20 protein-coding genes are annotated in these 22,997 nt (G+C 65.5%); 12 read left to right on the forward strand and 8 right to left on the reverse strand.

The annotated features are described in order from the left end of the window. Positions 1–72: 72 nt before the first annotated feature. Genes J9314_RS01420 through J9314_RS01430 form a run of 3 tightly spaced genes read right to left on the reverse strand, consistent with a single transcriptional unit; the run spans position 73 to position 3,843 of the window. Positions 73–1,392, reverse strand: a complete 1,320-nt coding sequence (locus J9314_RS01420; RefSeq protein WP_210604142.1) for an Nramp family divalent metal transporter — start codon at positions 1,390–1,392, stop codon at positions 73–75. Between the two features lie 31 nt (positions 1,393–1,423). After that, the gene (locus J9314_RS01425; protein WP_210604143.1) at positions 1,424–2,704 is read right to left on the reverse strand and encodes a glucarate dehydratase family protein; all 1,281 of its coding nucleotides are present in this window, start codon (positions 2,702–2,704) and stop codon (positions 1,424–1,426) included. Between the two features lie 14 nt (positions 2,705–2,718). Next, entirely contained in the window at positions 2,719–3,843 is a 1,125-nt protein-coding gene (locus tag J9314_RS01430) for an L-talarate/galactarate dehydratase (RefSeq protein ID WP_210604144.1), read from the reverse strand. A gap of 218 nt (positions 3,844–4,061) precedes the next feature. On the opposite strand from J9314_RS01430, the gene J9314_RS01435 reads away from it, so the two are divergent. From J9314_RS01435 to J9314_RS01450, 4 genes are all read left to right on the forward strand, one after another. Then, entirely contained in the window at positions 4,062–5,009 is a 948-nt protein-coding gene (locus J9314_RS01435) for a 5-dehydro-4-deoxyglucarate dehydratase (protein ID WP_210604145.1), read from the forward strand. A gap of 6 nt (positions 5,010–5,015) precedes the next feature. Then, positions 5,016–6,650 carry an aldehyde dehydrogenase (NADP(+)) gene (locus J9314_RS01440; RefSeq protein ID WP_210604146.1) on the forward strand — a complete coding sequence of 545 codons (1,635 nt, stop codon included), beginning with the start codon at positions 5,016–5,018 and terminating at the stop codon, positions 6,648–6,650. Between the two features lie 11 nt (positions 6,651–6,661). After that, a complete protein-coding gene (locus J9314_RS01445) occupies positions 6,662–8,002 on the forward strand; it encodes an enolase C-terminal domain-like protein (RefSeq protein ID WP_210604147.1) in 1,341 nt (446 codons plus the stop codon). A 150-nt stretch (positions 8,003–8,152) separates the two neighbouring features. Further along, positions 8,153–9,553: a dihydrolipoyl dehydrogenase family protein gene (locus J9314_RS01450; protein ID WP_210604148.1), complete on the forward strand. Its 1,401-nt coding sequence runs from the start codon at positions 8,153–8,155 to the stop codon at positions 9,551–9,553. 50 nt (positions 9,554–9,603) lie between these two features. On the opposite strand, the gene J9314_RS01455 is transcribed toward J9314_RS01450, so the two are convergent. After that, the gene (locus tag J9314_RS01455) at positions 9,604–10,797 is read right to left on the reverse strand and encodes an ArsB/NhaD family transporter (protein ID WP_246490549.1); all 1,194 of its coding nucleotides are present in this window, start codon (positions 10,795–10,797) and stop codon (positions 9,604–9,606) included. 87 nt (positions 10,798–10,884) lie between these two features. On the opposite strand from J9314_RS01455, the gene J9314_RS01460 reads away from it, so the two are divergent. Together J9314_RS01460 and J9314_RS01465 are read left to right on the forward strand one after the other, a co-directional pair. Next, positions 10,885–11,274: an MmcQ/YjbR family DNA-binding protein gene (locus tag J9314_RS01460; protein WP_246490550.1), complete on the forward strand. Its 390-nt coding sequence runs from the start codon at positions 10,885–10,887 to the stop codon at positions 11,272–11,274. A 227-nt stretch (positions 11,275–11,501) separates the two neighbouring features. Continuing rightward, complete coding sequence (locus tag J9314_RS01465; RefSeq protein WP_210604150.1) at positions 11,502–12,362, forward strand: aldo/keto reductase; 861 nt, start codon at positions 11,502–11,504, stop codon at positions 12,360–12,362. A 48-nt stretch (positions 12,363–12,410) separates the two neighbouring features. On the opposite strand, the gene J9314_RS01470 is transcribed toward J9314_RS01465, so the two are convergent. Beyond that, the gene (locus tag J9314_RS01470) at positions 12,411–13,361 is read right to left on the reverse strand and encodes a GlxA family transcriptional regulator (protein WP_210604151.1); all 951 of its coding nucleotides are present in this window, start codon (positions 13,359–13,361) and stop codon (positions 12,411–12,413) included. 199 nt (positions 13,362–13,560) lie between these two features. Between J9314_RS01470 and J9314_RS01475 the strand changes: the two genes are divergently transcribed. The 3 genes from J9314_RS01475 (at position 13,561) to J9314_RS01485 (ending at position 17,844) form a co-directional block, all read left to right on the forward strand. After that, on the forward strand, positions 13,561–14,199 hold the full coding sequence (locus tag J9314_RS01475; protein ID WP_210604152.1) for an isochorismatase family protein: 639 nt from the start codon (positions 13,561–13,563) through the stop codon (positions 14,197–14,199). Positions 14,200–14,338: 139 nt separating this feature from the next. After that, a complete protein-coding gene (locus J9314_RS01480) occupies positions 14,339–16,444 on the forward strand; it encodes an SNF2 helicase associated domain-containing protein (protein WP_210604153.1) in 2,106 nt (701 codons plus the stop codon). Next, entirely contained in the window at positions 16,372–17,844 is a 1,473-nt protein-coding gene (locus J9314_RS01485; protein WP_210604154.1) for a DEAD/DEAH box helicase, read from the forward strand. Before J9314_RS01480 ends, J9314_RS01485 begins: the two co-directional genes overlap by 73 nt. Here the strand turns inward: J9314_RS01485 and J9314_RS01490 are convergent. After that, complete coding sequence (locus J9314_RS01490) at positions 17,822–18,541, reverse strand: TetR/AcrR family transcriptional regulator (protein WP_210604155.1); 720 nt, start codon at positions 18,539–18,541, stop codon at positions 17,822–17,824. The two genes, J9314_RS01485 and J9314_RS01490, sit on opposite strands and share 23 nt — an antisense overlap. Before the next feature lie 133 nt (positions 18,542–18,674). On the opposite strand from J9314_RS01490, the gene J9314_RS01495 reads away from it, so the two are divergent. Continuing rightward, on the forward strand, positions 18,675–19,625 hold the full coding sequence (locus J9314_RS01495) for a ketopantoate reductase family protein (RefSeq protein ID WP_210604156.1): 951 nt from the start codon (positions 18,675–18,677) through the stop codon (positions 19,623–19,625). 63 nt (positions 19,626–19,688) lie between these two features. Here J9314_RS01495 and J9314_RS01500 read toward each other — a convergent pair whose 3' ends face one another. Further along, positions 19,689–20,105: a PadR family transcriptional regulator gene (locus J9314_RS01500; protein WP_246490551.1), complete on the reverse strand. Its 417-nt coding sequence runs from the start codon at positions 20,103–20,105 to the stop codon at positions 19,689–19,691. Positions 20,106–20,107: 2 nt separating this feature from the next. Then, on the reverse strand, positions 20,108–20,560 hold the full coding sequence (locus tag J9314_RS01505; RefSeq protein WP_210604157.1) for a hypothetical protein: 453 nt from the start codon (positions 20,558–20,560) through the stop codon (positions 20,108–20,110). 81 nt (positions 20,561–20,641) lie between these two features. Here J9314_RS01505 and J9314_RS01510 point away from each other — a divergent pair, with 81 nt between their 5' ends. Next, positions 20,642–21,328 carry a hypothetical protein gene (locus J9314_RS01510; protein WP_210605477.1) on the forward strand — a complete coding sequence of 229 codons (687 nt, stop codon included), beginning with the start codon at positions 20,642–20,644 and terminating at the stop codon, positions 21,326–21,328. A 125-nt stretch (positions 21,329–21,453) separates the two neighbouring features. Continuing rightward, positions 21,454–22,989 carry a PepSY-associated TM helix domain-containing protein gene (locus J9314_RS01515; RefSeq protein ID WP_210604158.1) on the forward strand — a complete coding sequence of 512 codons (1,536 nt, stop codon included), beginning with the start codon at positions 21,454–21,456 and terminating at the stop codon, positions 22,987–22,989. Positions 22,990–22,997: the final 8 nt, after the last annotated feature.

Below are 22,997 nucleotides of genomic sequence, written 5' to 3' on the forward strand. Positions count from 1 at the left end.
GTGACGCCGTAATGATAGGGGCCTCGGCATCGTGGAAACGATGCCGAGGCCCTCAGTGATTCGAGCTCGGTTCTAGAACCAGCCGATGACGACTTGGACCGTCACCCAGATCGTCAGCAGGGTGGTGAGCACGAGGATGATGTTCTCAAAGAGGTTCGCCTTATGCTCCCCGAAATGACTCTTCTTGTTCGCCAGGATGAGCAGACCGATCGCGACGAGCGGGACGACGACCGCCTGGAGTCCGGTGACGAAGACGGCCATCGTGACGAATCCGGGCATCCCGGGGAAGGCCCAGATGATTGGCGAGACGAGGATGAAGAGGCTGAACCACTTGAAGGAGGGGTCGTCTTCGAAGTGGCCTCCGTAGCGTTCGCGCCGCGCAGGCCGAATGATGTGCAGGCAGTCGACGATGATCTTCGGGAACCCGTTGGCGAAGCCGACGACGCTGCTGTAGAGGATGCCGAACGCGCCGAGATAGAAGATGATTCCGCCGACAGCGCCGAGGTGGATCGACAGCGCCTGCGAGATATCGTCGAGGTTGGTCACCTGGATGCCGTTCGGACGAAGGATCTCGGCACCGACGACCCAGATCGACAGGCTGATGACGATCGCCGAGGAGATTCCGAACAGGATGTCGTTGCGCTGCAGCTTCTTGAAGCCGATACCCCGCCATCCCTTGTCGCGAACGTAGTAGGGGTAGAGGAAGTTCGCCATCGAACCGGCGACCGCGCCGATGAGGGAGAGCGCAACGGCGAAGACGCCGATCGCCCCGGTGTTGTCCGGAATGCCGAAGCCGATGGTGCCGCGCACGATCTCACCGACGTCGGGCACGCTGTAGATCGCGAGTCCGAGGAAGACGACGGTCATCATCGCCAGCAGCAGCTTCATGATGCTTTCGATGGTCTTGTAGACGTTCTTGCCGATGACGAAGATGCTGCCGACGACGAGGATGCACGACCACAGGAACGGATCGCCGATGGTGAAGATACTGGCCAGAGCCTCGCCGGCTCCGCGGACCATGTAGCCATTGAGCAGGTGTCCGCTGATGACGGCGGCGATGCCGATCGCCCAGGGATACCACCGGGCGACATCGCGGTAGCCTTCGATGATGGACTGATTCTTGAGGTTGAGGACCTGGTAGCGGCCCATGATGTTGACGATGACGAATCGGATGAGCAGCGAGGCTGCGAGCAGCCACATGAGGTTGTAGCCATAGTTCGACCCCGACACCGAGGCGGTGACCAGATCGCCGGCACCCATCATTGCGAGGACGGCGATGATTCCCGGCCCGAATTCGCGCAGGCTCCCGACTATTCCCCGCCGCTTCGGTCCGTTTCGAGACGAGTTGCGGGAGCTGACTGTGCTGGCAGCGTCGTTGCTATTCGCACTCATTGTGAGGTGTGTCCTTTCGGTGGACCTGCGCTCACCAGCGCGGCGCCACGGCGTGGTAGTCGGGGTCGAACTTCTGCATGTATCCGGTGTCATCGCGGTTTCTGATTCCGCAGTCGAGGTAGCGCTGGTGCAGTGTCGCGAGACGTTCGCGATCCAGCTCGATTCCGAGCCCTGGGCGAGTGGGCACCTCGAGGCTGCCGTGCTCGAAGTGGAACGGGTCGCCGACGATGACATCGTCTTCGGGGTTCTTCCACGGCCAGTGGGTGTCGCAGGCATAGTCGATGTTCTTCGTCGCACCTGCCAGGTGCAGCATGGCAGCGAGGCTGATGCCCAGGTGGGAATTCGAATGCATGGACAGCGACATACCGAAGGTCTCGGCGATGCCTGCCAGCATGGTGGATCGGCGGAGTCCGCCCCAGAAGTGGTGGTCGGAGAGGATGACGTCGCTGCTGCCGGCGGCCACCGCGTCGGGCAGCTGCGCGAATGCAACGACGCACATGTTCGTTGCCAATGGCATGTTCACCGCCGCGCGGACCTGGGCCATGCCCTCGATCCCCGGGGTCGGGTCTTCGAGGTACTCAAGCGTGGAATCCAGGCGTTCCGCGATCCGGATCGACGTGTCGACGGTCCAGGCGGCGTTCGGGTCGATGCGCAGAGGGACATCGGGGAAACGTGCGGCCAGTGCTTCAACGGCGGCAGCTTCCTCGTCCGGCGGAAACACTCCGCCCTTGAGCTTGAGAGCGGTGAATCCGTATTCGTCGACCATCTCCTCGGCTTGTTTGACGATGCCGTCCGCTGTCAGCGCCTCACCCCACCTGTCATCGGGGGAGCCGGGGTGGCCCGCCCACTTGTAGAAGAGGTAGCCGCTGAAGTCGACCCGATCGCGGACACGGCCGCCGAGGAGATCCGAGACCGGAAGCCCGAGGATCTTCCCCTGTAGGTCGAGTAAGGCGACTTCGAACGGCGAGAAGACCCGGTCGAGGGTCGATGAATCGGTGATCATCCCGCTCATTCCGTGACCGCCGGCGGTGGAATCGGCAGCCAACGCGGCCTCGGCAGCTTCGCGCGCTCGATTGATGTCGAAGACGTCGGTGCGGATGAGGGCGTCAGCGGCGAGCTGAAGGCGCTTCTGGTGCGCCTCATCACCGTAGGTCTCGCCGAGCCCGTAGCGTCCCGAATCGGTGACGACTTCGATGATCGTCCGGATGGCAAATGGCTCGTGGACTCCCACAGCGTTGAGCAGCGGGGGATCGGCGAAGGCTACCGGCGTGAGAGAGATGTCGACGATGCGGGCAGTGTGTGATGAAGTCATCTGCAGGCCTCCGCTCAGCCGATCGTCACGGTGTCGGTGGTCCAGTCGCGGGCCTGATCGCTGAGTGTGATTCCCAGTCCCGGACGGTCGGGAACGAGCATCCGGCCGTCCTTGGTCTCGAGGCGTTCGTTGAACAGCGGATCGAGCCAGTCGAAGTGCTCGACCCAAGTCTCTCGCGGATAGCAGGCGGCCAGGTGCAAGTGGATCTCCATCGCGAAGTGAGGCGCGATGTCGAGGGCGGCCTCATCAGCGAGGGTGAGCAGCCGCATGAACTGGGTGATGCCGCCGACTCGGGGAGCGTCGGGCTGGACGATGTCGCAGGCGCGGGCATCAATGAGCGCCTTGTGTTCGGCGACGGAGCTGAGCATCTCGCCGGTGGCGATCGGAGTGTCGAGAGTCCGCGTCAGGCGGGCATGACCTTCGACATCGTAGGCATCGAGCGGCTCTTCGATCCACACCAGGCCGAGCTCGTCGAGAGTGCGGCCCATCCGCAGCGCGGTCGCCCGATCCCACTGCTGGTTCGCATCGACCATCAACGGCGCATCGCCGATGTGCTCACGAACAGCAGAGACCCGTCGGATATCCTCGGCGCTGTCGGGCAGGCCGACCTTGATCTTGATGCCGCCGATGCCGTCTTCCAGAGACTTCGACGCCCGCTCCTTCACCTCGTCGATGGAGGCGTTGAGGAATCCGCCGGAGGTGTTGTACGTGCGCACGGAATCACGGTGGCTGCCGAGGAACTTTGCCAAGGGCAGGTCTGCTCGCTTCGACTTGAGGTCGTAGAGCGCGACGTCGATGGCGGCCAAAGCCTGAGTGGCCAGGCCGGAGCGTCCGACTGAGGCCCCGGCCCACAACAGCTTGGTGTAGAGCTTCGCGATGTCATTGGGATCCTCGCCGAGGGCCGCCTCAGCGATCTCCTTCGCGTGAGCGTACTGAGCGGGGCCGCCGCCGCGCTTCGAGTAACTGAACCCGACACCTTCGTGACCCTCGGTCGTGGTGATCTCGGCGAAGAGCATTGCCACCTCGGTCATCGGCTTCTGTCGACCGGTGAAGACTTTCGCGTCGGAGATCGGCACCTCCAACGGCAATCGAATCGAGGACAGCGCGATGGTCTTGATCGCGTCAGGGGTGTACGCCATTGAAACTCCTTGTTCGTGCCGATTCGGATGCGATTTCATCGAGCCATCGGCCAGGCTCGGATGAGTCGAGTGCCGACTCAATAACACCGGTGATCGCGCATGGCGGCCAATACCTTTCGTGCATGAGTCGATATCGAATGGGGTTTAGACAGGCATCATGAGGCGGCCTAGAGTCACTTTCGAATCACTCCATCGAAGCAGTCAGCAAAGGAACCACAATGGCCCATTTCTCTCCTCAGGACCTGGCAGATCATCTGAAGAACGGATTGCTCTCGTTCCCCGCGACGGCCTTCAACGCCGACCTCAGCCTCAACGAAGAAGGCTATCGGAGGCACATCGAATGGCAGTCCAGCTATGACGTCGCAGGACTCTTCGCCGCCGGCGGAACCGGCGAGGGATTCAGTCTCAGCCCCGAGGAGGCTGCTCGCGTCGTCGAACTCGCCGTCGCCTCGTCCCGCCCCGAAGTTCCCGTGCTGGCCTCCGCCAGCGGACCGACGGTCCAAGCCGTGCGCAATGTCCGCGACGCCGAAGCCGCCGGAGCCGAAGGCGTCCTCGTCCTCCCTCCCTACCTCACCGAATGCGATCAAGACGGCCTCTACCAACACGTGTCCGCGATCTGCGAAGCCACCTGCATCGGCGTCATCGTCTACAACCGCGCCAACGCGATTTACGAAGCCGACACCGTGGCACGACTGGCCGACAACCACGCGAACTTCATCGGCTTCAAGGACGCCATCGGCGACATCGAACACCTGACGAAGGTCTACGCGAAGAACGGCGACCGCCTCTTCTACCTCGGCGGACTGCCCACAGCAGAGACCTTCGCCCTGCCGCTGCTCCAGTTGGGCATGAGCACCTACTCCTCGGCGATGTTCAACTTCGTGCCCGAGTTCGCCCTCGACTTCTACGCCGACGTCCGCGCCCAGAACCGTGAGGCAGTGACCGAGAAGCTCAACCGCTTCGTCCTTCCCTACCTCGACATCCGCGACCGTGGAAAGGGCTACGGCGTCTCGATCGTCAAGGGCGGCCTCAAAGCCATCGGCCGCGACGCCGGTCCCGTGCGACCGCCGCTGCACGACCTCAGCGAGAAGGACGTCGCCGACCTCGCCGACCTCATCTCGACCGCGAACATCCAGCCCCAGACCGACGTGAAGATCGGAGCCTGACCACCCATGACCGAACTCACTGGACTCTCCCTCATCGCAGGAAACCCGGTCACCGGCAACGGTGCCACGACGAACGCCATCGATCCGAGCACCGGACAGACCCTGACACCGGACTACACCTTCCTCGACGAAACTCAGGTCGAGCAGGCCGTGGACGCCGCGAAGCAGGCGTCCGCGAGCTACCGAGCGACCACCCCGGACGAGCGGGCAGCCTTCCTCGAGACCATCGCCGCAAACATCGAGGCCGTCCGTGAACCGCTCGTCGACCGCGCCATGGCCGAGACCGGGCTGCCGTCGGCCCGCCTCAATGGAGAAGTCGGACGCACCGTCGGACAGCTGCGACTGTTCGCCGAGGTGGTTCGGACCGGGAACTTCCATGGTGCCCGCATCGACCCGGCTCAGCCCGAGCGCACTCCGGCACCGCGCTTGGACATCCGGCAGCGCCGCGTGCCCGTCGGACCGGTCGTCGTCTTCGGCGCCAGCAACTTCCCCCTGGCCTTCTCCGTCGCCGGCGGCGACACCGCCTCGGCGCTCGCTGCCGGCTGCCCGGTCATCGTCAAGGCCCACAACGCGCACCCGGGAACCGGCGAGATCGTCGGGCGAGCCATCACCGAGGCGGTCGCCTCCAATGGGCTCAACCCGGGAGTGTTCTCCCTCGTCTTCGGCTCCGGTGCCTCCGTCGGACAGCAGCTCGTCGCGGACCCGCGGATCGCTGCAGTCGGGTTCACCGGTTCCCGCTCCGGCGGGCTGGCGCTGCAGGCCACCGCTCAGGCTCGGACTGTGCCCATTCCCGTTTATGCGGAGATGAGCTCGATCAACCCGGTGATCCTCCTCAATGGAGCCCTGGCTGGGGACGGCGCCCGTGGCCTTGCAGAACAGTTCATCACCTCCCTGACCGGCTCGAGCGGCCAACTGTGCACGGCACCAGGTCTCGTGCTGGTCCCGGCCGGAACCGATGGTGACGCCTTCGCCGAGGCGGTCGGTGAGCTCATCACCCAACAGACCGGGCAGACTATGCTCACCCCCTCCATCGCTGAGGCGTTCGACCGCGGTGTTGCCGCACTCGACGCCCAAAACGAGGTGTCCACGGTCGGTACCGGTGCTCCGGGTGCGGGCGCCAATGCCCCGGCTCCGGTCGTCTTCACCGCATCCTCCGAAGCGCTGCGGAACAACGACGTACTGAGCGAGGAGATCTTCGGAGCCGCCTCGGTGCTGGTCCGCTATGACGGAGTCGATGATCTGCTCGAAACCCTCGCCGGGATCGAGGGGCAGCTGACGACGACGATCCACGCCACCGAGGCCGACATCGAGGCGGCCGGACGGCTGCTTCCCGTCCTCGAAGACCTGTGCGGACGGATCCTGTTCAACGGCTGGCCCACCGGGGTGGAGGTCGGACACGCGATGGTCCATGGCGGACCGTTCCCAGCCACCTCGGCGCCGGCGACGACCTCAGTGGGATCGCTCGCCATCGACCGGTTCCTCCGCCCGGTCAGCTACCAGGCGGTACCCGCCGCGCTGCTGCCCGCACCCATCGCCGATGACAACCCATGGTCGGTCGTGCAGACGATCGACGGCGTGGTGACGACTACCTCGGAGGTCGACCACGCGGCTATCAGTGGAACAGGCATGAACGCATCATGAAGGGAGCGGCGATGACGACACAGACCGCGGTGACCACCCCGAGGATCGCCTCCGTGCGCGTCGTGCCGGTGGCCGGTCGCGATTCGATGCTGCTCAACCTGTCGGGCGCCCACGGGCCCTACTTCACCCGCAACATCGTCCTCATCACCGACAGCGACGGGCGGACCGGCCTCGGTGAAGTGCCTGGTGGCGAGAACATCAAGGCCGCCATCGAAGATGCCGGGCGCGATATCACTGGTCGTCGCGTCGCCCAGGTCAATCGGATCGTGTCGGAGCTGCATCAGCGATTCGCAGCCGTCGATGCCGGTGGGCGGGGCAACCAGACCTTCGACCTGCGCGTCGGCGTCCACGCGACGGCCGCGATCGAGTCGGCGCTTCTCGACCTCCACGGTCAGTTCCTCGGACTGCCGGTCGCTGATCTGCTGGCTGCCGGTCAGCAGCGCGACGCCGTGCCGATGCTCGGGTACCTCTTCTATGTCGGCGATCCCGATGCCACGGATCTTGACTACCTGCGGCAGCCGGGTGCCTCCGGGTGGGACCGATTGCGTCGGGAGGAGGCGCTGACGCCGGAGTCGATCGTCGCACTCGCCGAGGCCGCCTCGGCGAAGTACGGGTTCAAGGACTTCAAGCTCAAGGGCGGAGTCCTCGCGGGCGATCGCGAAGTGGAGACCGTCACGGCGCTTGCCGAGGCGTTCCCGGATGCGAGGATCACGCTTGACCCGAACGGCGGATGGCTGCTCGAGGACGCGATCGAATACGGCAAGGTGATGAACGGAGTCGTCGCCTATGCGGAGGACCCGGTCGGCGCTGAAGGCCGATTCTCCGGACGCGAGGTCATGGCCGAGTTCCGTCGCGCCACGGGTCTGCGGACGGCGACGAATATGATCGCCACCGATTGGCGGGAGATGGCGCACGCGATTAGGACGAACGCCGTCGACATTCCGTTGGCGGACCCGCACTTCTGGACCATGTCCGGTTCTCACCGGGTCTCTCAGATGTGTCACGACTTCGGCCTGACCTGGGGTTCGCACTCGAACAACCATTTCGACATCTCCCTGGCGATGTTCACTCACGTCGGAGCCGCTGCACCGGGTGAGATCACCGCGCTCGACACCCACTGGATCTGGCAGGACGGTCAGGAGCTGACGACCGATCCCCTGAAGATCGTCGACGGGCAGATCGCCGTGCCCCAGGCCCCGGGCCTCGGCGTGACGATCGATGAGGACAAGCTGACCGCAGCGCACGAACTCTACGTCGAACACGGCCTGGGTTCTCGTGATGACTCGATCGCGATGCAGTACCTGGTCCCCGGCTGGTCCTTCGACGCCAAGAAACCCGCCCTAGTCCGCTGACGGGTTGACCACCTCCCCGCACCACCCGACGGCGGCCCAGCAACTTGGCGCGAGGTTGCTGGGCCGCCGTCGGGTAGCAAATAGAGGGACGACGGTGGTGTTGTCTGCTCGGGAGTAGAGTGACTTTCACCGACGTGAGAGGACTCTAAGATGACCGATCAGCAGACCACTTCAACAGAGCACACCGAGCATGTCGACCTCCTCGTCATCGGCTGGGGCAAGGGCGGCAAGACCCTCGCCGGCACCATGGCCAGGGCAGGCAAGAAGGTCGCCGTCGTCGAGCAGTCGGAGATGATGATCGGCGGCGCCTGCATCAACATCGCCTGCATCCCCACGAAGATCCTCGTCCACGATGCCGAGAACAAACGCGCCGATGACGACACCGACGAATACTTCGCCAAGGCCGTCAGACGCCGCGACACACTGACCGGGGCGATGCGGAAGAAGAACCACTCGATGCTCGCCGGCCTCGACTCGGTTCTGCTTGTCAACGGTCGCGCCGAGTTCTCCGGCGAACGCGAAGTCCGCGTCACCGGCGGTGCCGACACCATGACGATCACCGCCGACACCGTCGTCGTCAACACCGGATCCGTTGCGAACATCCCGCCCATCGACGGCGCCCGGCTCGGCGGCCGCATCCACGACTCCGAATCCCTGCAACACGTCGATCCCTTCCCCAAGCGCCTCGTCATCGTCGGCGGCGGCTACATCGGCCTCGAGTTCGGATCGATGTTCGCCCACTTCGGCTCCCAGGTCACCGTCCTCGACCGCGGCCCGCGTCCGCTGGCGAATGAGGATGACGACGTCGCCGAGGTGGTCGCCCAGGCTCTGGCCGATGACGGGGTCACCATCGTCAACGACGCGTCCGTGACCGCGGTCAACGACGGTGCAGACTCCGCGACAGTGACCTACACGGTCGGAGACGAAGAGAAGACCATCGACGCCGAGGCGGTCCTCCTCGCCGTCGGACGCAAGCCCGCCACCGCCGACCTCGGCCTCGAGAAGGCCGGCATCGCCACCGATGAGCGTGGCTTCATCGCCGTCGACGACCACCTGCGCACCACGGCCGATGGCGTCTTCGCGTTCGGCGACGTCAACGGCGGACCGATGTTCACCTACATCTCCCTCGACGACAACCGGATCCTCGCCGACCAACTCCTCGGCGAGGGCAGACGGTCGACGAAGGACCGCAGCTCCGTACCGTACACGATGTTTCTCACTCCGCCCGTCGCCCGCGTCGGCCTGACCGAGAGGGCCGCCCGGGACGAAGGGCATGAGATCAAGGTCGGCGCGAAGCTCATGGCCGACATCGCAGCGGCACCCCGGGCGAAGATCGAAGGCGACCCGCGCGGCATCGTCAAGTTCGTCGTCGACGCGAAGACCGACCACATCCTCGGCGCGGCCCTCGTCCACGTGCACTCGCAGGAGGTCATCAACACCGTCGCGCTGGCCATGCGCCACGACGTGACCGCGACCGAGCTGCGCGACACGATCTACACCCACCCCTCGGCCACCGAAGCGCTCAACGAGGTGCTCGGCGCCCTCAAGTGATGAAGGCGGCCGTGAACGACGCGAACTGGACCTTCGGCATCGCCGCCGAGTCAACCACCCGCCGCGGCAGCCCAGAGCGCGACAACCGTGATCGGCACCAGCACGGCGGCGAGAACTGCTCCGAGCAGGGCATATCGGCGCCAGGAGATCTCCACGCCCAAGCTCTTCAGACGCTGATGCCACAGCAGGGTCGCCAGGGACGCCCACGGTGAGACCAGAGGTGCCAGGTTCACTCCGATGAGCAGAGCGCCCATCCGCAGGGGAGACTCTGCGACTGGAGCGAGCGCCATGAACGCGGGAAGGTTATTGACCGCGTTCGCGCCGAGCGCCCCGACGGCAGCCACCTGCAGCAGACCGACGAAATCATCGCCTGTCCCCGCGGCGGCAGTCGCGACCGCCGCCAAGCCGTGCGAATGTGCCGCCTGGACGAGGACGAAGAGGCTCGCGGCGAATCCCAGAGTCCGCCAGGGAACGAGCCCGAAACTCAGTGCGCCGCGATTGCGGATCGCAAACGCGATGAGCAGCACCGCGGCGGCCCCGCCGGCGACGACGGCGACATCGATTCCGGACACGAGCAGAGGGACGAGCAGGCCGACGACCACCATGGCGATCATGAGCAGGAGGCGGTCGGGCGCCTCGGTGGGAGTGTCGAGTCGGTACCGGCCCGTCAGCGACCGTCGGTAGACGATCGTGAGCATGCCGATCGTGATGAGGACGGACGCCAGGGCCGGGGCCCAGAGGAATCCGATGAAGTCGGCCGGCGCGGTCCCGAATGTGTCGCCGGCGATGAGGTTCGTCAGATTCGACACCGGCAGGAACAGCGAGCCCGTGTTCGCCAACCACACCGTGGCCAGGGCGAACGGCAGCGGAGACAGGCCGATCCGCCGGGCCAGGACGACGATGATCGGAGTCACGAGCACGGCGGTCGTGTCCAAGGACATGAACGCAGTGATGAGCACGATCATAACGAGGACGAGGGCCCACAACACTGTTACGCGTCCCCGACCCCACAGCGCGAGATGTCCGGCCAGGACCGTGAAGACGCCCGCGACGCTCGCCAGCTCCGCCACGATGGTCATCGACAGGACGAACGCGAGCACCGGCACCGTGGTCGTCGACAGCTCGCCGAGTTCAGCCCATGTCAGGCCTCCTGCGGCCACGACGATGACAGCCGCGATCGCGAGGACCAGGGTCACCGCGCGGGCCCCGCGCTGACGCAGTCGGAGGGATGGCGTTTCACTCACAGAATGCACAGTACGCCGTGGGTGAGGCAATCCGCGCACCGAAGGTGTGCGGTTCCGCGGAGGTGAGACAGGCAGTACCGTGGATCTATGGCGCACCCACATATGTTCGAAGACGACGATCCGCTGCTGCAGCGGTTCCGCACGATCGCGCTGACACTGCCGGAAGCCGCCGAAAAGATCTCCCACGGACGGCCCACCTTCTTCACGAAGAAGACCTTCGCCATCTTCGGCGGAACACTGAAGATCGGCCCGAAGGAGATGGAACAACGGCCCCACGCGATGCTTATCAAACCCAACCCCCTCGACGCCGAGGTGCTCCTCGAACGTCCGGGAAGCTTCGTCCCCATGTACCTCGGACCCTCCGGTTGGGTCGGCCTCGAATTCGCCGACCTCGACGACGGAGAGATCCGAGAACTGCTCGTCGATTCCTACCGGAACACCGCCTCGGCGAGGTTGGTCAAGGCGCTCGACGCCTGAGTTTCAGCGCTTCCGCGCCCGCGCCCTCACAAAGCCCGCAGCTCGTGCTGTTGTCTCCATATCTCCACGCTATCCCAAGACGGGTTGTCGGAAGTCCGTTCCGGGTGTCTCCTGCGGGTGGATCCATCCCGAATTCGGCGTCGATATCGCGGTGGATCCACCCGCAGGACGCACAATCCAACGCCCCACCCTGGTCAGCGCCACCTCGGCGGACATAGGGTGGAACCATGGCCAACTCCTTTGACTACACCACCCCAGCCATCATCCCCACCCTCGACCTCAACGACGGGCGCGCGATCCCGCAGCTCGGGCTCGGCATCTACGCGATGAAGGGCGAGGAGGGCGTCGACGCGATCGAATCGGGCATCGACAACGGCTACACCCTCCTCGACACCGCGGTCAACTACGAGAACGAGCGCGAGGTCGGCCAAGCCATCGTCAACACCGGCGCCCCACGCGAGGACCTGTTCGTCACGAGCAAGATCCCCGGCCGCCACCACGGCTTCGACGAGGCGATCGCGAGCACCGAGGAATCCCTGGCCCGGCTCGGCCTCGACTACCTCGACCTCCACCTCATCCACTGGCCCAATCCCAGCGTCGGCAAGTACGTCGACACGTGGCGCGGGCTCATCGAACTGCGCGAACGCGGGCTCGTGAAGTCCATCGGCGTCTCGAACTTCACCGAGGCCATGATCACCGAGCTCATCGACGCAACCGGGGTCACCCCCGCCGTCAATCAGGTCGAGCTCCACCCTTATTTCCCGCAGGCCGATCTCATCGCCTTCCACCGCTCCATCGGCGTGCAGACCGAGAGTTGGTCCCCGCTCTACCGTGACCAGGGACTCTTCGACGAAACCCCCATCGCCGAGGCGGCCGCCGCCCACGATGTCACCCCCGCCCAGGTGGTCCTGCGCTGGCATATCGAGGCCGGTTCCATCCCGATCCCGAAGTCGGCGAACTTCGAACGCCAGCGGTCCAACGCCGACGTCTTCGAGTTCTCCCTCACCCCCGCCGAGGTGGCCGCGATCTCCGGACTCGAGCGCGGTCGGATGAAGGACCGGGACCCGCTCACGCACGAAGAGATGTGAGGCCGTTCCCTCACCCCCGCTGGCGCTTCACCCCTGCCGGGCTTTCCCTCACCCCTGCCGGGCGTCGAAGCGTCGGCGGTAGGTCGACGGCGTGGTCCGGAACTCCTCGGTGAAGCTCTGCCGGAAGGTCACGACGCTGCCGAAACCCGTCTCCGCGGCGATCCGCTCGATCGAGTGATCGGTCGTCTCGAGCAGGCGACGCGACTCATCGAGCCGACGCGACCGCACCCAGGCCGCGGGAGTGGTTCCTGTGGCGGAGCGGAAGGCCCGAACGAAGGTGCGCGTGCTCATGTGCGCCGCGGCGGCGAGATCGGCGATGGTCAGCGGTTCGCCGAGGTGGTCGAGCGCCCAATCGAGGACCCGTGAGATCGGGTCGTCCCCGGTTCGTGCCGGCAGCGGTCGCTGAATGTACTGTGCCTGACCGCCGTCGCGGTGCGGGGCGATGACGAGGCTGCGCGCGACCTCGTTCGCGACGGCGGCGCCGAGGCGGCTGCGGACGAGGTGGAGACATGCGTCGAGCCCGGACGCGGTTCCTGCGGCGGTGAGCACGTCCCCGTCGTCGATGTAGAGCACGCTTTCATCGACCTGCAGTTCGGGGTGCCGTTCGATGAGCCGATCGAAGGCCCTCCAATGGGTGACGGCATGCCGATTCGTCAGCAGACCCGCATCCGCGACCGGGATCGTCCCCAGACACAGCCCCACGATCGTCGACCCCCTCTCGTGTTCCTTCGTCAGCAGTCGACACAGGTCGGGCTCGGCCGGACGCGCATCCTCATGCCAGGACGGAACGACGATGATATCGGCACCGTCGGCCGCCTCGGCGCCGGAGAGCCCTGCGATCTCATACCCCTCCGCAGTGCGGATGGGATTCCCGTCCGCGGAGAAGACGACGGTCGACCACTCGGCCGCGCCGAGGCGGGTGACCTCGTCGAAGACCATCTGCGGGACCGAGAGATGGAACATCGTGATGCCGTCGAAGGCGAAGATCGCGATGCGCATGGTGTCCTTCCTGCCGGGCGGCTGCGGGGTGGGCGATCACCGAGGCGGGTGACCGCAGGGGGTGGGCGACCGATCGAACGAGTGCTGACCGGATGTTGGCGTGAATCCATCGTAACTGTGTCATTGCGCCTATGGTGATGATCCATCGGGACGGCGAGAGTGGAGTCATCCGATGCCACCCGCTAGAAGGAGACCCGAAATGACTACCCCACGCCGCGCCCTCGTCCTCGTCGACATCCAGCGGGACTACTTCGCCGACAGCCCACTGGTCATCCAGTACCCGAACCCGCAGGAGTCCTTGGCCAAGATCACGCAGGCCATCGACGCTGCGGCCGCCGCGGACATCCCGGTCGTCGCAGTCCAGCACACGATGGGAAGCGGTGCTCCGGTGTTCGACCCGGATGCTCCCGGATTCGCGCTCCACCCCGAGGTGGAATCGCGGCGGGCCGACTCGTGGAAGTCTCTGGTCAAGGAGAACGGGTCGGTCTACGCCGGCACCGACCTCGCCGAATGGCTGCGCGAGCAGGGAATCGACACCGTGACCTTGGTCGGGTTCATGACGAACAACTGCATCCTCGCCTCGGCGGTCGAAGCCGAAGGCCTCGGGTTCACCACAGAGGTCCTCGGCGACGCCACCGGAGCGATCAACATCGCCAACGATGCCGGATTCGCCGATGCGAAGACGGTGCACACGACCCTGCTCGCCCTACTCAACTCGAACTTCGCTGCCGTCGCCGACACCGCCGCCTGGGCGGAAGCCGTCGGCTCCGGACAGGCACTGCCGAAGAGTGACCTGGGCAGCTCCGCGATGGCAGGAGCCGAACGCGCAGGCGCCTGATTCCGGTCACGGCAGCCGACTGGTCTGATCTGCCCGCCCGGTCGGCTGCCGTCCGTCGGGGAGTTCAGCTCCTGTGAGGGGGTGACTCCCCGACCGATGCGATGAGAGCCGTGTCAGCGGCAAGTGGAAGACTGGTGGCATGGATCGAGCCATGACCGTCGTCCCGAGGGACGAACTGAAGAGCCTCGTTGACCCCGGTGCATTCGCGCGCGGCAGTGACTATGCGCGGCAGGGTCAGGTGCTGCGCATGGTGTGGCACGAAGACGAGCGAGAACTCATCGCCGATGTCGCCGGATCCGGTGGGCTCTATCAGACGACCATCGTCTTCGAGGACGAAGAAGTGCCAGGCGAGGTCCTCTACACCGACTGCACCTGCCCGGTCGGCGGCGGCTGCAAACACTGTGTCGCCGTACTCATCGTCAACAACCAGCAGATGCTGGAACTGCGGACATCCGCGATCCTCAACCACGGGTCCGACCGTACGCTGGAAGTCACCGAATCGGATCCGGTCTGGGGTGCAGGGCCTTTCGGCGTTGAAGAGAGTCTCGACTGGAGGAGGGCACCTGCCCGGTGCCCGCCGAAACCGGAATGGCAGCAACGGCTCGACCGCATCGTCGAGGCGTCCCTCGGTTCGAGTCCGCAGACGGAGGCCGTGGCCCTCGGCTTCGAACTCCACCGTCCCCCGCAGCGCAGCTATTTCAACAGAGCCCCCTCGAGGCTCAAGGTCACCGAGCTCGCCGACGAACCCGAGCCGCAGTTGTACGCGCGACCGCTCGTACCCGGAGCGAAGGGCAACTGGATCAAAGGACAGGCGGGGTGGCACTGGTTCACCTCACGACTCAACGCCTCCCGCTTCGATGCCGACCAGTTCGAATGGTTCTACCGCTTGGTCACCCTTGACGACGGTCTCGGCCGCCCCGGCTATGCGTCCGCGACCGCAATGCTCTCGCTCGATGACTTCGGTTCGCCCTTCCTCTGGGAGCTGCTCAACCAGGCCGCTGACCTCGATATTCCTCTCGTCAGTGCCGACAAACAGATCGAGATCCAGCTGGGTCGGCAGGCGGAATTCCACCTCGATCTCACCAGCAGTGATGACGACCTCCTGCTTCGCTCCGACATCGCCATCGACGGTCGACAGGTCCCTGCCCGTAATGTCCGACCCATCGGACGCACCGGCGTCTACGGCCTGGAGATGGTCGGCAAGTCGAAGGCTCGGATCACCCTTGCGCCACTGAACGAACCACTGACCCCACCGCAGCACACCATCCTCAGCGACGCCGCCGTGACCAGAATTCCGGCCACGGGTCACGAGGATTTCTTCGGCCGCATCCTCCCGCTTCTGCGGACGCCGCCGAACCGGCGCGGCAGTGACCGCACTGGCAGCGACCACGCCGGCGACCAGCGGGTCTTCAGCAGCGACGGATCCGTCGACCTGCCCGTCGAGAAGTCCCCGCACCTCAACCTGCACATCAGCTACGAAGGCCCCGACAAGCGCGACCCAGCCAAACGCGGCTCCGACAAGCACCGCCGCGACCAGAGCCCAACCACTCCGACGATGCGTCTGTCCTGGTCATGGACCTACTATTCGCCGCAACGGACGTTCCCCTTGGTGCCTCACCACAGCGAACTGTCCGACCAAGTGCGCGGCCGCGACCAGAAGTTCGAACACGCTGTGCTCCGCCGATTGCGCGCCATCGACCCCGACGCTGCCCGAACAGAATCGACCACCCTGAGCGGCATCGATGCCGCCACCTACAGCACCCGGGTCCTGCCCCGAATCGACGAGCTCGACGACGTCACCGTCACCTACGCAGACAGCGACAACGCCCCCGACTTCCGTGAACTCGAGGCGACCCCACAGGTGAGCGTCCGCACGGAGGCGACCGATGACTCGGACTGGTTCGACCTCGGCATCGACGTCTCTGTCGACGGCCGTGAGATCCCCTTCGTCGACCTGTTCACCGCACTCGCCCAAGAGCAGTCCCACCTCATCCTCGAGGACGGATCGTTCTTCTCCCTGGACAACCCCGCCTTCGATCGCCTGCGCGAACTGCTCGCCGAGGCGAACGCCCTCGACGGCTTCTCGCCCGAGAATCCGCAGATCAGCCGCTATCAGACCGCCCTGTACGACGAGTTCGAAGACCTCGCCGATGACGTCGCCGACGATCCCCGATGGTCCGAACTCATGGACGCGGGCTGCGCAATCTCGACACCATCGCCGAGGTGGCCGTGCCCGAGACCGTGAACGCGCAGCTGCGGCCCTACCAGGTGGAGGGCTTCCGGTGGTTGGCATTCCTCCGTCAGCACCACCTCGGCGGGATCCTCGCCGACGATATGGGTCTGGGCAAGACCCTGCAGACACTCGCCCTCATCGACCACGATCGGAGCGAACGCGAGACCCGGGCTCCGTTCCTTGTCGTCGCTCCCACCTCGGTGGTGGCGAACTGGGTGCTCGAGGCGCGCAAGTTCACCCCGCACCTGAGCGTGACCGAGGTCGGGGCGACCGCGAAGAAGCGGAAGAGCCCCGTCACCGAGGCGGTCGCCGGCGCCGACATCGTCGTCACCTCGTACGCGGTGATGAGGCTCGACATCGACGAATTCGCCGACCTCGACTGGGCAGGCGTCATCTTCGACGAAGCCCAATTCATGAAGAACCACCAGGCGAAGACGCACCGAGCGGCCCGTCGGCTCGAGGCCCCGTTCCGGCTGGCGATCACGGGCACGCCGATGGAGAATTCGCTCACCGATGTGTGGTCGCTGACGGCGATCACCTCGCCGGGACTGTTTCCGAACGCGAAGCGCTTCAGAGACGACTACGGCCGGCCGATCGAATCGGGCGAGGCCCCGGGCCGGATGGATCGGCTGCGGTCGCGGCTGCGCCCATTCATGCTGCGCCGGACCAAGGACCTCGTCGCCGCAGACCTGCCGGAGAAGCAGGAACAGGTGCTCACCGTCGAACTCGAACCCGCGCACCGGCGACTCTACGACACGGTGCTGCAGCGCGAACGCAAGCAGGTGCTCGGCCTCCTCGGCGACTTCGAGAAGAACCGGTTCGCGATCTTCCGGTCGCTGACCCTGCTGCGGATGCTCGCGCTCGATCCCGGGATCGTGGCCGCCTACGCGGACTCCGGGATCGCCTCGAGCAAACTCGCGGTGCTCATGAGTCATCTTCGCGAGGTCGGCGACGAGGGTCACCGGGCGCTCGTGTTCAGTCAGTTCACGAGCTACCTGCGTGCGGTGGCGACCGAACTCGAGGACAACGGGATCGACTACGTCTACCTCGACGGGTCCACGACGGATCGGACGAAGGTCATCGAAGCCTTCCGTGAGGGCAGCGCTCCCGTGTTCCTCATCAGCCTCAAGGCCGGCGGATTCGGACTCACCCTCACCGAGGCTGACTACGTGTTCCTGCTCGACCCGTGGTGGAATCCCGCGGCCGAGAATCAGGCCGTCGACCGGACGCACCGCATCGGTCAGACCCGGCAGGTCATGGTCTACCGACTCGTCGCCGAGAACACGATCGAAGAGAAGGTGCTCGCGCTGCAGACGAAGAAGGCCGAACTCTTCACCGCGCTCATGGACGAGGGCAGCGCGTTCAGCGAGGTGATCTCGGCCGCGGACATCAAGGGCCTGCTGGAGGGGTGAGCGGTCGACGACCCGTTTGAGAAGCAGAATCGAAGACGTCCTTGAGCGCCATTCGCCCGGGGTGGGGTAGTGGCTGCCAGCTACCGTGACCCTTCGTGTCGAAACTCTGGAGCAGGTAGGCGATGAGGCGCCTGGAGAGTGCGTGGGCGTGCTCGGGTGGAGCCATGCTGACGCCGCTGTTGGCGAAGAAGATGAGCAGCAGATCGGAGGGGTCGAAGTCGCGGCGCAGTCGGCCGGATTCCTGTGCCCGGTGGGCGAGTCTCGCAAACGTCGATTCTGCGTGATTGCTCTTCTCGTCAAAATCCGAGTCGTCGGCGATCGTGGTGAGGAAGGCCTCGGTGAATCCACGATCCTCGACTTGCATCTGGCCGAGCTCTTCGACGAAGGTGCAGAAACCGTGCCACGGGTCCGGGTCGGCCGCGGCATCGTCGAGGACCGATTCGCAATGCGTGATCTGAGTCGAGAACACCTCGTCGATGAGTGACCTGCGATCTGGGAACCGACGGAACAGGGTGGCCGCGCCGACCCCCGCTCGCCGGGCGATTGCGGTCATGGGGACGTCGATGCCGCGGTCAGCGAAGAGCTGCCTGGCCGCTGCGATGATACGAGCACGGTTGTGGGCGGCATCAGCTCGCAGCCTTGTGCGTGGGGTGTGGCTGCCGGTGTCCTGCGCGTCGATCTGAGTCGGCTCGGCCATTTCTTCTCTCACTTCCTCCGGATTCGGAATGCAGCGATGATTCCTCCGCTTAGCCTATCCGTAAGTGGAAACTGCGTTCCACATACTGTGGGGCAGCGAGAGGCACCGTAGGGTGCAGAGGAGAGTGGCGGAGATGAAGGTACTGATGTTCGGACGCGGCGTCATTTCGACGCTGTATGGATGGGCCCTCGACAAGGCGGGCAACGATGTCGACTTCTACGTTCGTCCCGGACGTGCCGCCGACTTCGGCCGGTCGGTCGATCTGGACATCAGAGACGGCAGGAAGAAGTCGGTGAAGGGGACGCCGGTGAAAGGGTCGTGGCCGATCACGCTGCGTGAGGATCTCGAACCCGATCACGACTACGATCTCATCATCGTCAGCGTCAATCACGACCAACTGGAGGCCGTGGTCGACTTCCTCAGCACTCGGGTCGGCAGCGCCACCGTGCTCATCTTCAGCAACGTCTGGGCCGAGCCCGCAGACGTGGTGAGGGCGTTGCCGCACGAGCAGGTCGTGTGGGGCTTCCCCGGCGGCGGGGGAGGGTTCTCCGGTCATACGCTGCGCGGCGGATTCGTCAAAGCCGTCTTCTTCGGCGATATCGATGGGTCGAGTCGCACCACCCGACATCGTGAGGTCACCGAGCTCTTCGAAGCCGCCGGATTCTCGATCTCGCACGTGGCAGACTTCCGGAGCTGGCTGTGGTTTCACATCATCCTCGATGCCGCCATCATGGTCGGTTGGCTGAGAATGGGAAGTTTCGATGCTCTCGTTCGATCGCGGCCGGCGCTGCGCGAAGTCGTCCGACTCATCCGCGACATGATCCCCGTACTCACGGCGAAAGGCGGCACCGCGAGGCTCGGCGCGGCCGCGGCGAAGTATGTTCCTGCGGGAGTCCTCGCCATTGTGATGAAGAAGCTGCTGGCCGCCGACACGGTCCCCGCTGTCGCGATGAGACAGGCTCAGGACACCGGTCATATCGATTATGAGGCGAAGGCCATCTACCCGCGAGATGTCCTTGCCGATGCCAGGCGTCTGGGAGTCGCGGTTCCCAAGCTCGAAGCGAATGAGCCCGCGTTCGCATAGGTTCGTACGACCGTTGGCCGGACGATCGGGTCCGTCGGGAGTCGAGGCGATGACGGTAGGGCGCTATTGACTCGGAACCTCGACGAGGTTGCCCCTGATTCCGTCGAGAAAGCTCGCCCCCAGCGGGGTCAGGGACAGAAGTTTGCGTTTCGCCCCGGTCCGCGGGGCAGCGACGGCGGTGCTCTGCAGCAGGCCGGAATCCTGCAGACGTTTGATCGTGCGGTAGAGGCCGCGCTCGGTGATCTGCCAGCCGGTGGCGGCGGTGACCGCCTCGGCGATGGTCGAGATCTCGGCCGGCTGATGCGCGGCGACGAGGGAGAGCGTGACCGGAGTGAGCATCGACTTCTTGTACGTCTCAACCCAGGAGTCGACGCGATGGTCGAGCCACTCCTGTTCCTCCGGGGAGAGGAATCGTTTGGGCGCGCCCTCCATCTTGCCGGCGGCTTCGCCGTCCCCAGTGGCGCGTGACGTCTCGGCCACGCTCAGTCCTCCCAGCCGCGGCCGAGGACCGCGCCGACGAGGTGGATGAGCAGGCCGAAGCCCCAGAGGGCGCTCATGACGATGGTGACTCCGAACCACGAGCCACCGAGGGCGGCCTGAGCAATGTCCGAAGCGGTCCTGTCGACAGCGCCCGCGGCCATGAGGCGAACGATCGCGTGCAAGTTGTACGAGGTGGTCACCGTGACGAACGCGATGACGTGTGCGATGGCGACTCCGAAGCGGACACGCTTGAGCACGCGCAGGTTCTTCCACAGCCACGCCGCGATTCCCAGAGCCACAATGGCGGTGAGGATCCCGGCGAGGACTGTGACCTCTCCGCCGGTGGCGGCGATGACGACCTGGACGATGAGCATGGCGATGATGAGGCCGAGCGCATAGGGGAGCAGAAGTGTTCGAGCGTTGGCGGGCGATGAGGTCTGCGACATTGTAGACATACTGGTACTGTACCTATGGTTCATTGCTTGATTCAAGAGGCACATCCTCCCAGCGCACTGTGTGAGAATGATTGCGTGGAGATGAGAGCCAGGCACCGGCGCACACTGCGCGGCATCCTGGCCGCGGCAGCGGCGACCTTCGTCGCACTGACCTCGCACCTGCTCGGCGGGGGAGCCCTCCCGACTGCGATGGGCATCATAGTGCCGCTGGCGCTGTCGAGTCTCATCTGCGTCCTCCTCGCCGGACGGCGACTCTCACTGCCACGACTGGCGGTCTCGGTCGGGGTCAGCCAAGCCCTGTTCCACCTGCTCTTCTCCCTGTTCACCCAGACCGGTGCGACCGGGGCCGGCAGCTGGCTGAGCGGCCTCCTCGGCGGCCACTCGGCCCATCTCGCTGCTGGTCGGGCGATGTCCGGAGCTCACTCGATGCAGGGAGCTCACGCCGCGCACGCGTCAATGCCGACCATGGACACAACCATGGCCACCGAGCACGCGATGCATTCCCACGCCTCACCCGCCATGCTTGTGTCCCACTGCATCGCCGGGATCGTGACGATCGCGATGATCTACTGGGCCGAGCGGCTGCCGGTCATGCTCGGCGAGTTCGCCCGCCTCATCATCGGGGCGATCATCCCGCGACTCATCCTCCTGCGGACACCGATATCCGGACCACGCACGCAGGTCAGCGTCGAACCGGTGGTGCCGCGCAGCCTCGGCGTGCTCCGGTCCCCGGTACTGCGGCGGGGCCCACCACAGCCTGCTTTCTGACACCCATCACATCCGTACATCGGCTCCCGTGAGCCGATGCGATCTCTGCTGACCGCACCCGGTCGATCAGGTCTGCCCTGGTCGCCTGGGTCTGCCTCAGCGCAGATCCGACAGAAAGCATGATCATGACAACACCCTCTGACACCATGCCCGAAAACTCGGGCCAAGTCTCGACCGGCGGCCGGAACGAACGACAATCGGACCGGCGCCCCTCCCCGTGGTTCGGCCCGCTCCTGCGCCGCCTCCACTTCTACGCGGGCATCCTCATCGGCCCGTTCATCCTCATCGCAGCGCTCAGCGGGGCGGCCTACGCGATCAGTCCGCAACTCGAAAAGATCGTCTACGCCGACCAGCTGAGCGTTCCCCCGACCGATCACCCGCTTCCGCTGGCCGCGCAGATCGAGTCCGCGAACGCGACGTTCGGCGGCGGTGCCGAGCCCTCGGCGGTGCGCCCGGCCCCCGAACCCGGAGACACCACCCGGGTGATGTACGCCGACCCCAGCCTGGGGGAGAGCGAATCCCGAGCGATCTTCGTCGACCCATCCACCGCCGAGGTAGTCGGTGACCTCACCGTGTACGGAACTTCGGGTGCCCTGCCGCTGCGGACGTGGATCGACCAGCTGCACCGCAGCCTCCACCTCGGCGATGTCGGACGTCTCTACAGCGAACTGGCCGCCTCATGGTTGGGAATCGTCGCGGCCGCGGGTCTCGTGCTCTGGATCCAACGGGCACGACGAACGCGCCGACCAGGACAGATGCTGCGCCCGAACCGAAAGCATACGGGCCTGCGACGCACCTTCTCCTGGCACGCCTCGGTCGGCATTTGGGCGGCAATCGGAATGCTGTTCCTCTCCGCCACCGGGATCACCTGGTCCCAGCTCGGCGGTGCGAACGTCACGCAGCTGCGTGCGGCACTGAGCTGGGAGACGCCGGCGGTCTCGACGGAGCTCGCGGGGGAGTCGGCTACGGGTTCGGCTGATGCCGGCAGTGCCGGTGACCAATCCGGGCACGATAGCCACGAAGGCCATTCCGGCCACGAAGGCCATGAGGGCCACACGGACGGCACGGGATCCGGCACTGCGTCGGCAACGTCCGAGGTCGATCCGGCCGATTTCGACATGATGCTGTCCATGGCGCACGGGGTCAACATCGACACCGGTCAGGTCGAGATTCTGCCGCCTGCGGACGCGAACTCGGCGTGGGTGGTCCAGGAGATCCAGCGCAGCTTCCCCACGAAGGTCGACGCCGTCGCCTTCGACCCGAGAACGATGGAGGTCACCGATCGGGTCGACTTCGCCGACTACGGCATCGCGGCGAAGCTCGCCCGCTGGGGCATCGACCTGCACATGGGCTCCCTGTTCGGACTGGCCAACCAGATCGTGCTCTTCGTCCTCGCCATCGGCATCGCCTCGATGGTGGTCTGGGGCTATCTCATGTGGTGGCAGCGCCGTCCGAAGCACGATCCGTCGAGGCGCTTCGGGGTCCTCCCACCCCGAGGAGCATTGCGAGGCGCGCCGTGGTGGGGGCTCGGGGCGGTCGTCCTCGCCGCGTTCGGCATCGGTGTGTTCCTGCCGATGGTGGGGATCAGCCTCGTGGTGTTCCTCATCATCGACGTGGCCCTCGGTCTCCGAGCGAGACGACGAGGACCAGTGACGAGCTGATCGCGGCG

The organism is Brevibacterium oceani (genome assembly GCF_017948325.1).
Lineage (GTDB): Bacteria > Actinomycetota > Actinomycetes > Actinomycetales > Brevibacteriaceae > Brevibacterium > Brevibacterium oceani.

Excerpts from the sequence above, each read along its gene's own strand:
- J9314_RS01420 (WP_210604142.1), bottom strand. The coding sequence starts at position 1,392 with ATGAGTGCGAATAGCAACGACGCTGCCAGCACAGTCAGCTCCCGCAAC.
- J9314_RS01425 (WP_210604143.1), bottom strand. The coding sequence starts at position 2,704 with ATGACTTCATCACACACTGCCCGCATCGTCGACATCTCTCTCACGCCG.
- J9314_RS01430 (WP_210604144.1), bottom strand. The coding sequence starts at position 3,843 with ATGGCGTACACCCCTGACGCGATCAAGACCATCGCGCTGTCCTCGATT.
- J9314_RS01435 (WP_210604145.1), top strand. The coding sequence starts at position 4,062 with ATGGCCCATTTCTCTCCTCAGGACCTGGCAGATCATCTGAAGAACGGA.
- J9314_RS01440 (WP_210604146.1), top strand. The coding sequence starts at position 5,016 with ATGACCGAACTCACTGGACTCTCCCTCATCGCAGGAAACCCGGTCACC.
- J9314_RS01445 (WP_210604147.1), top strand. The coding sequence starts at position 6,662 with ATGACGACACAGACCGCGGTGACCACCCCGAGGATCGCCTCCGTGCGC.
- J9314_RS01450 (WP_210604148.1), top strand. The coding sequence starts at position 8,153 with ATGACCGATCAGCAGACCACTTCAACAGAGCACACCGAGCATGTCGAC.
- J9314_RS01460 (WP_246490550.1), top strand. The coding sequence starts at position 10,885 with ATGGCGCACCCACATATGTTCGAAGACGACGATCCGCTGCTGCAGCGG.
- J9314_RS01465 (WP_210604150.1), top strand. The coding sequence starts at position 11,502 with ATGGCCAACTCCTTTGACTACACCACCCCAGCCATCATCCCCACCCTC.
- J9314_RS01470 (WP_210604151.1), bottom strand. The coding sequence starts at position 13,361 with ATGCGCATCGCGATCTTCGCCTTCGACGGCATCACGATGTTCCATCTC.
- J9314_RS01475 (WP_210604152.1), top strand. The coding sequence starts at position 13,561 with ATGACTACCCCACGCCGCGCCCTCGTCCTCGTCGACATCCAGCGGGAC.
- J9314_RS01480 (WP_210604153.1), top strand. The coding sequence starts at position 14,339 with ATGGATCGAGCCATGACCGTCGTCCCGAGGGACGAACTGAAGAGCCTC.
- J9314_RS01485 (WP_210604154.1), top strand. The coding sequence starts at position 16,372 with ATGGTCCGAACTCATGGACGCGGGCTGCGCAATCTCGACACCATCGCC.
- J9314_RS01490 (WP_210604155.1), bottom strand. The coding sequence starts at position 18,541 with ATGGCCGAGCCGACTCAGATCGACGCGCAGGACACCGGCAGCCACACC.
- J9314_RS01495 (WP_210604156.1), top strand. The coding sequence starts at position 18,675 with ATGAAGGTACTGATGTTCGGACGCGGCGTCATTTCGACGCTGTATGGA.
- J9314_RS01505 (WP_210604157.1), bottom strand. The coding sequence starts at position 20,560 with ATGTCTACAATGTCGCAGACCTCATCGCCCGCCAACGCTCGAACACTT.
- J9314_RS01510 (WP_210605477.1), top strand. The coding sequence starts at position 20,642 with ATGAGAGCCAGGCACCGGCGCACACTGCGCGGCATCCTGGCCGCGGCA.
- J9314_RS01515 (WP_210604158.1), top strand. The coding sequence starts at position 21,454 with ATGACAACACCCTCTGACACCATGCCCGAAAACTCGGGCCAAGTCTCG.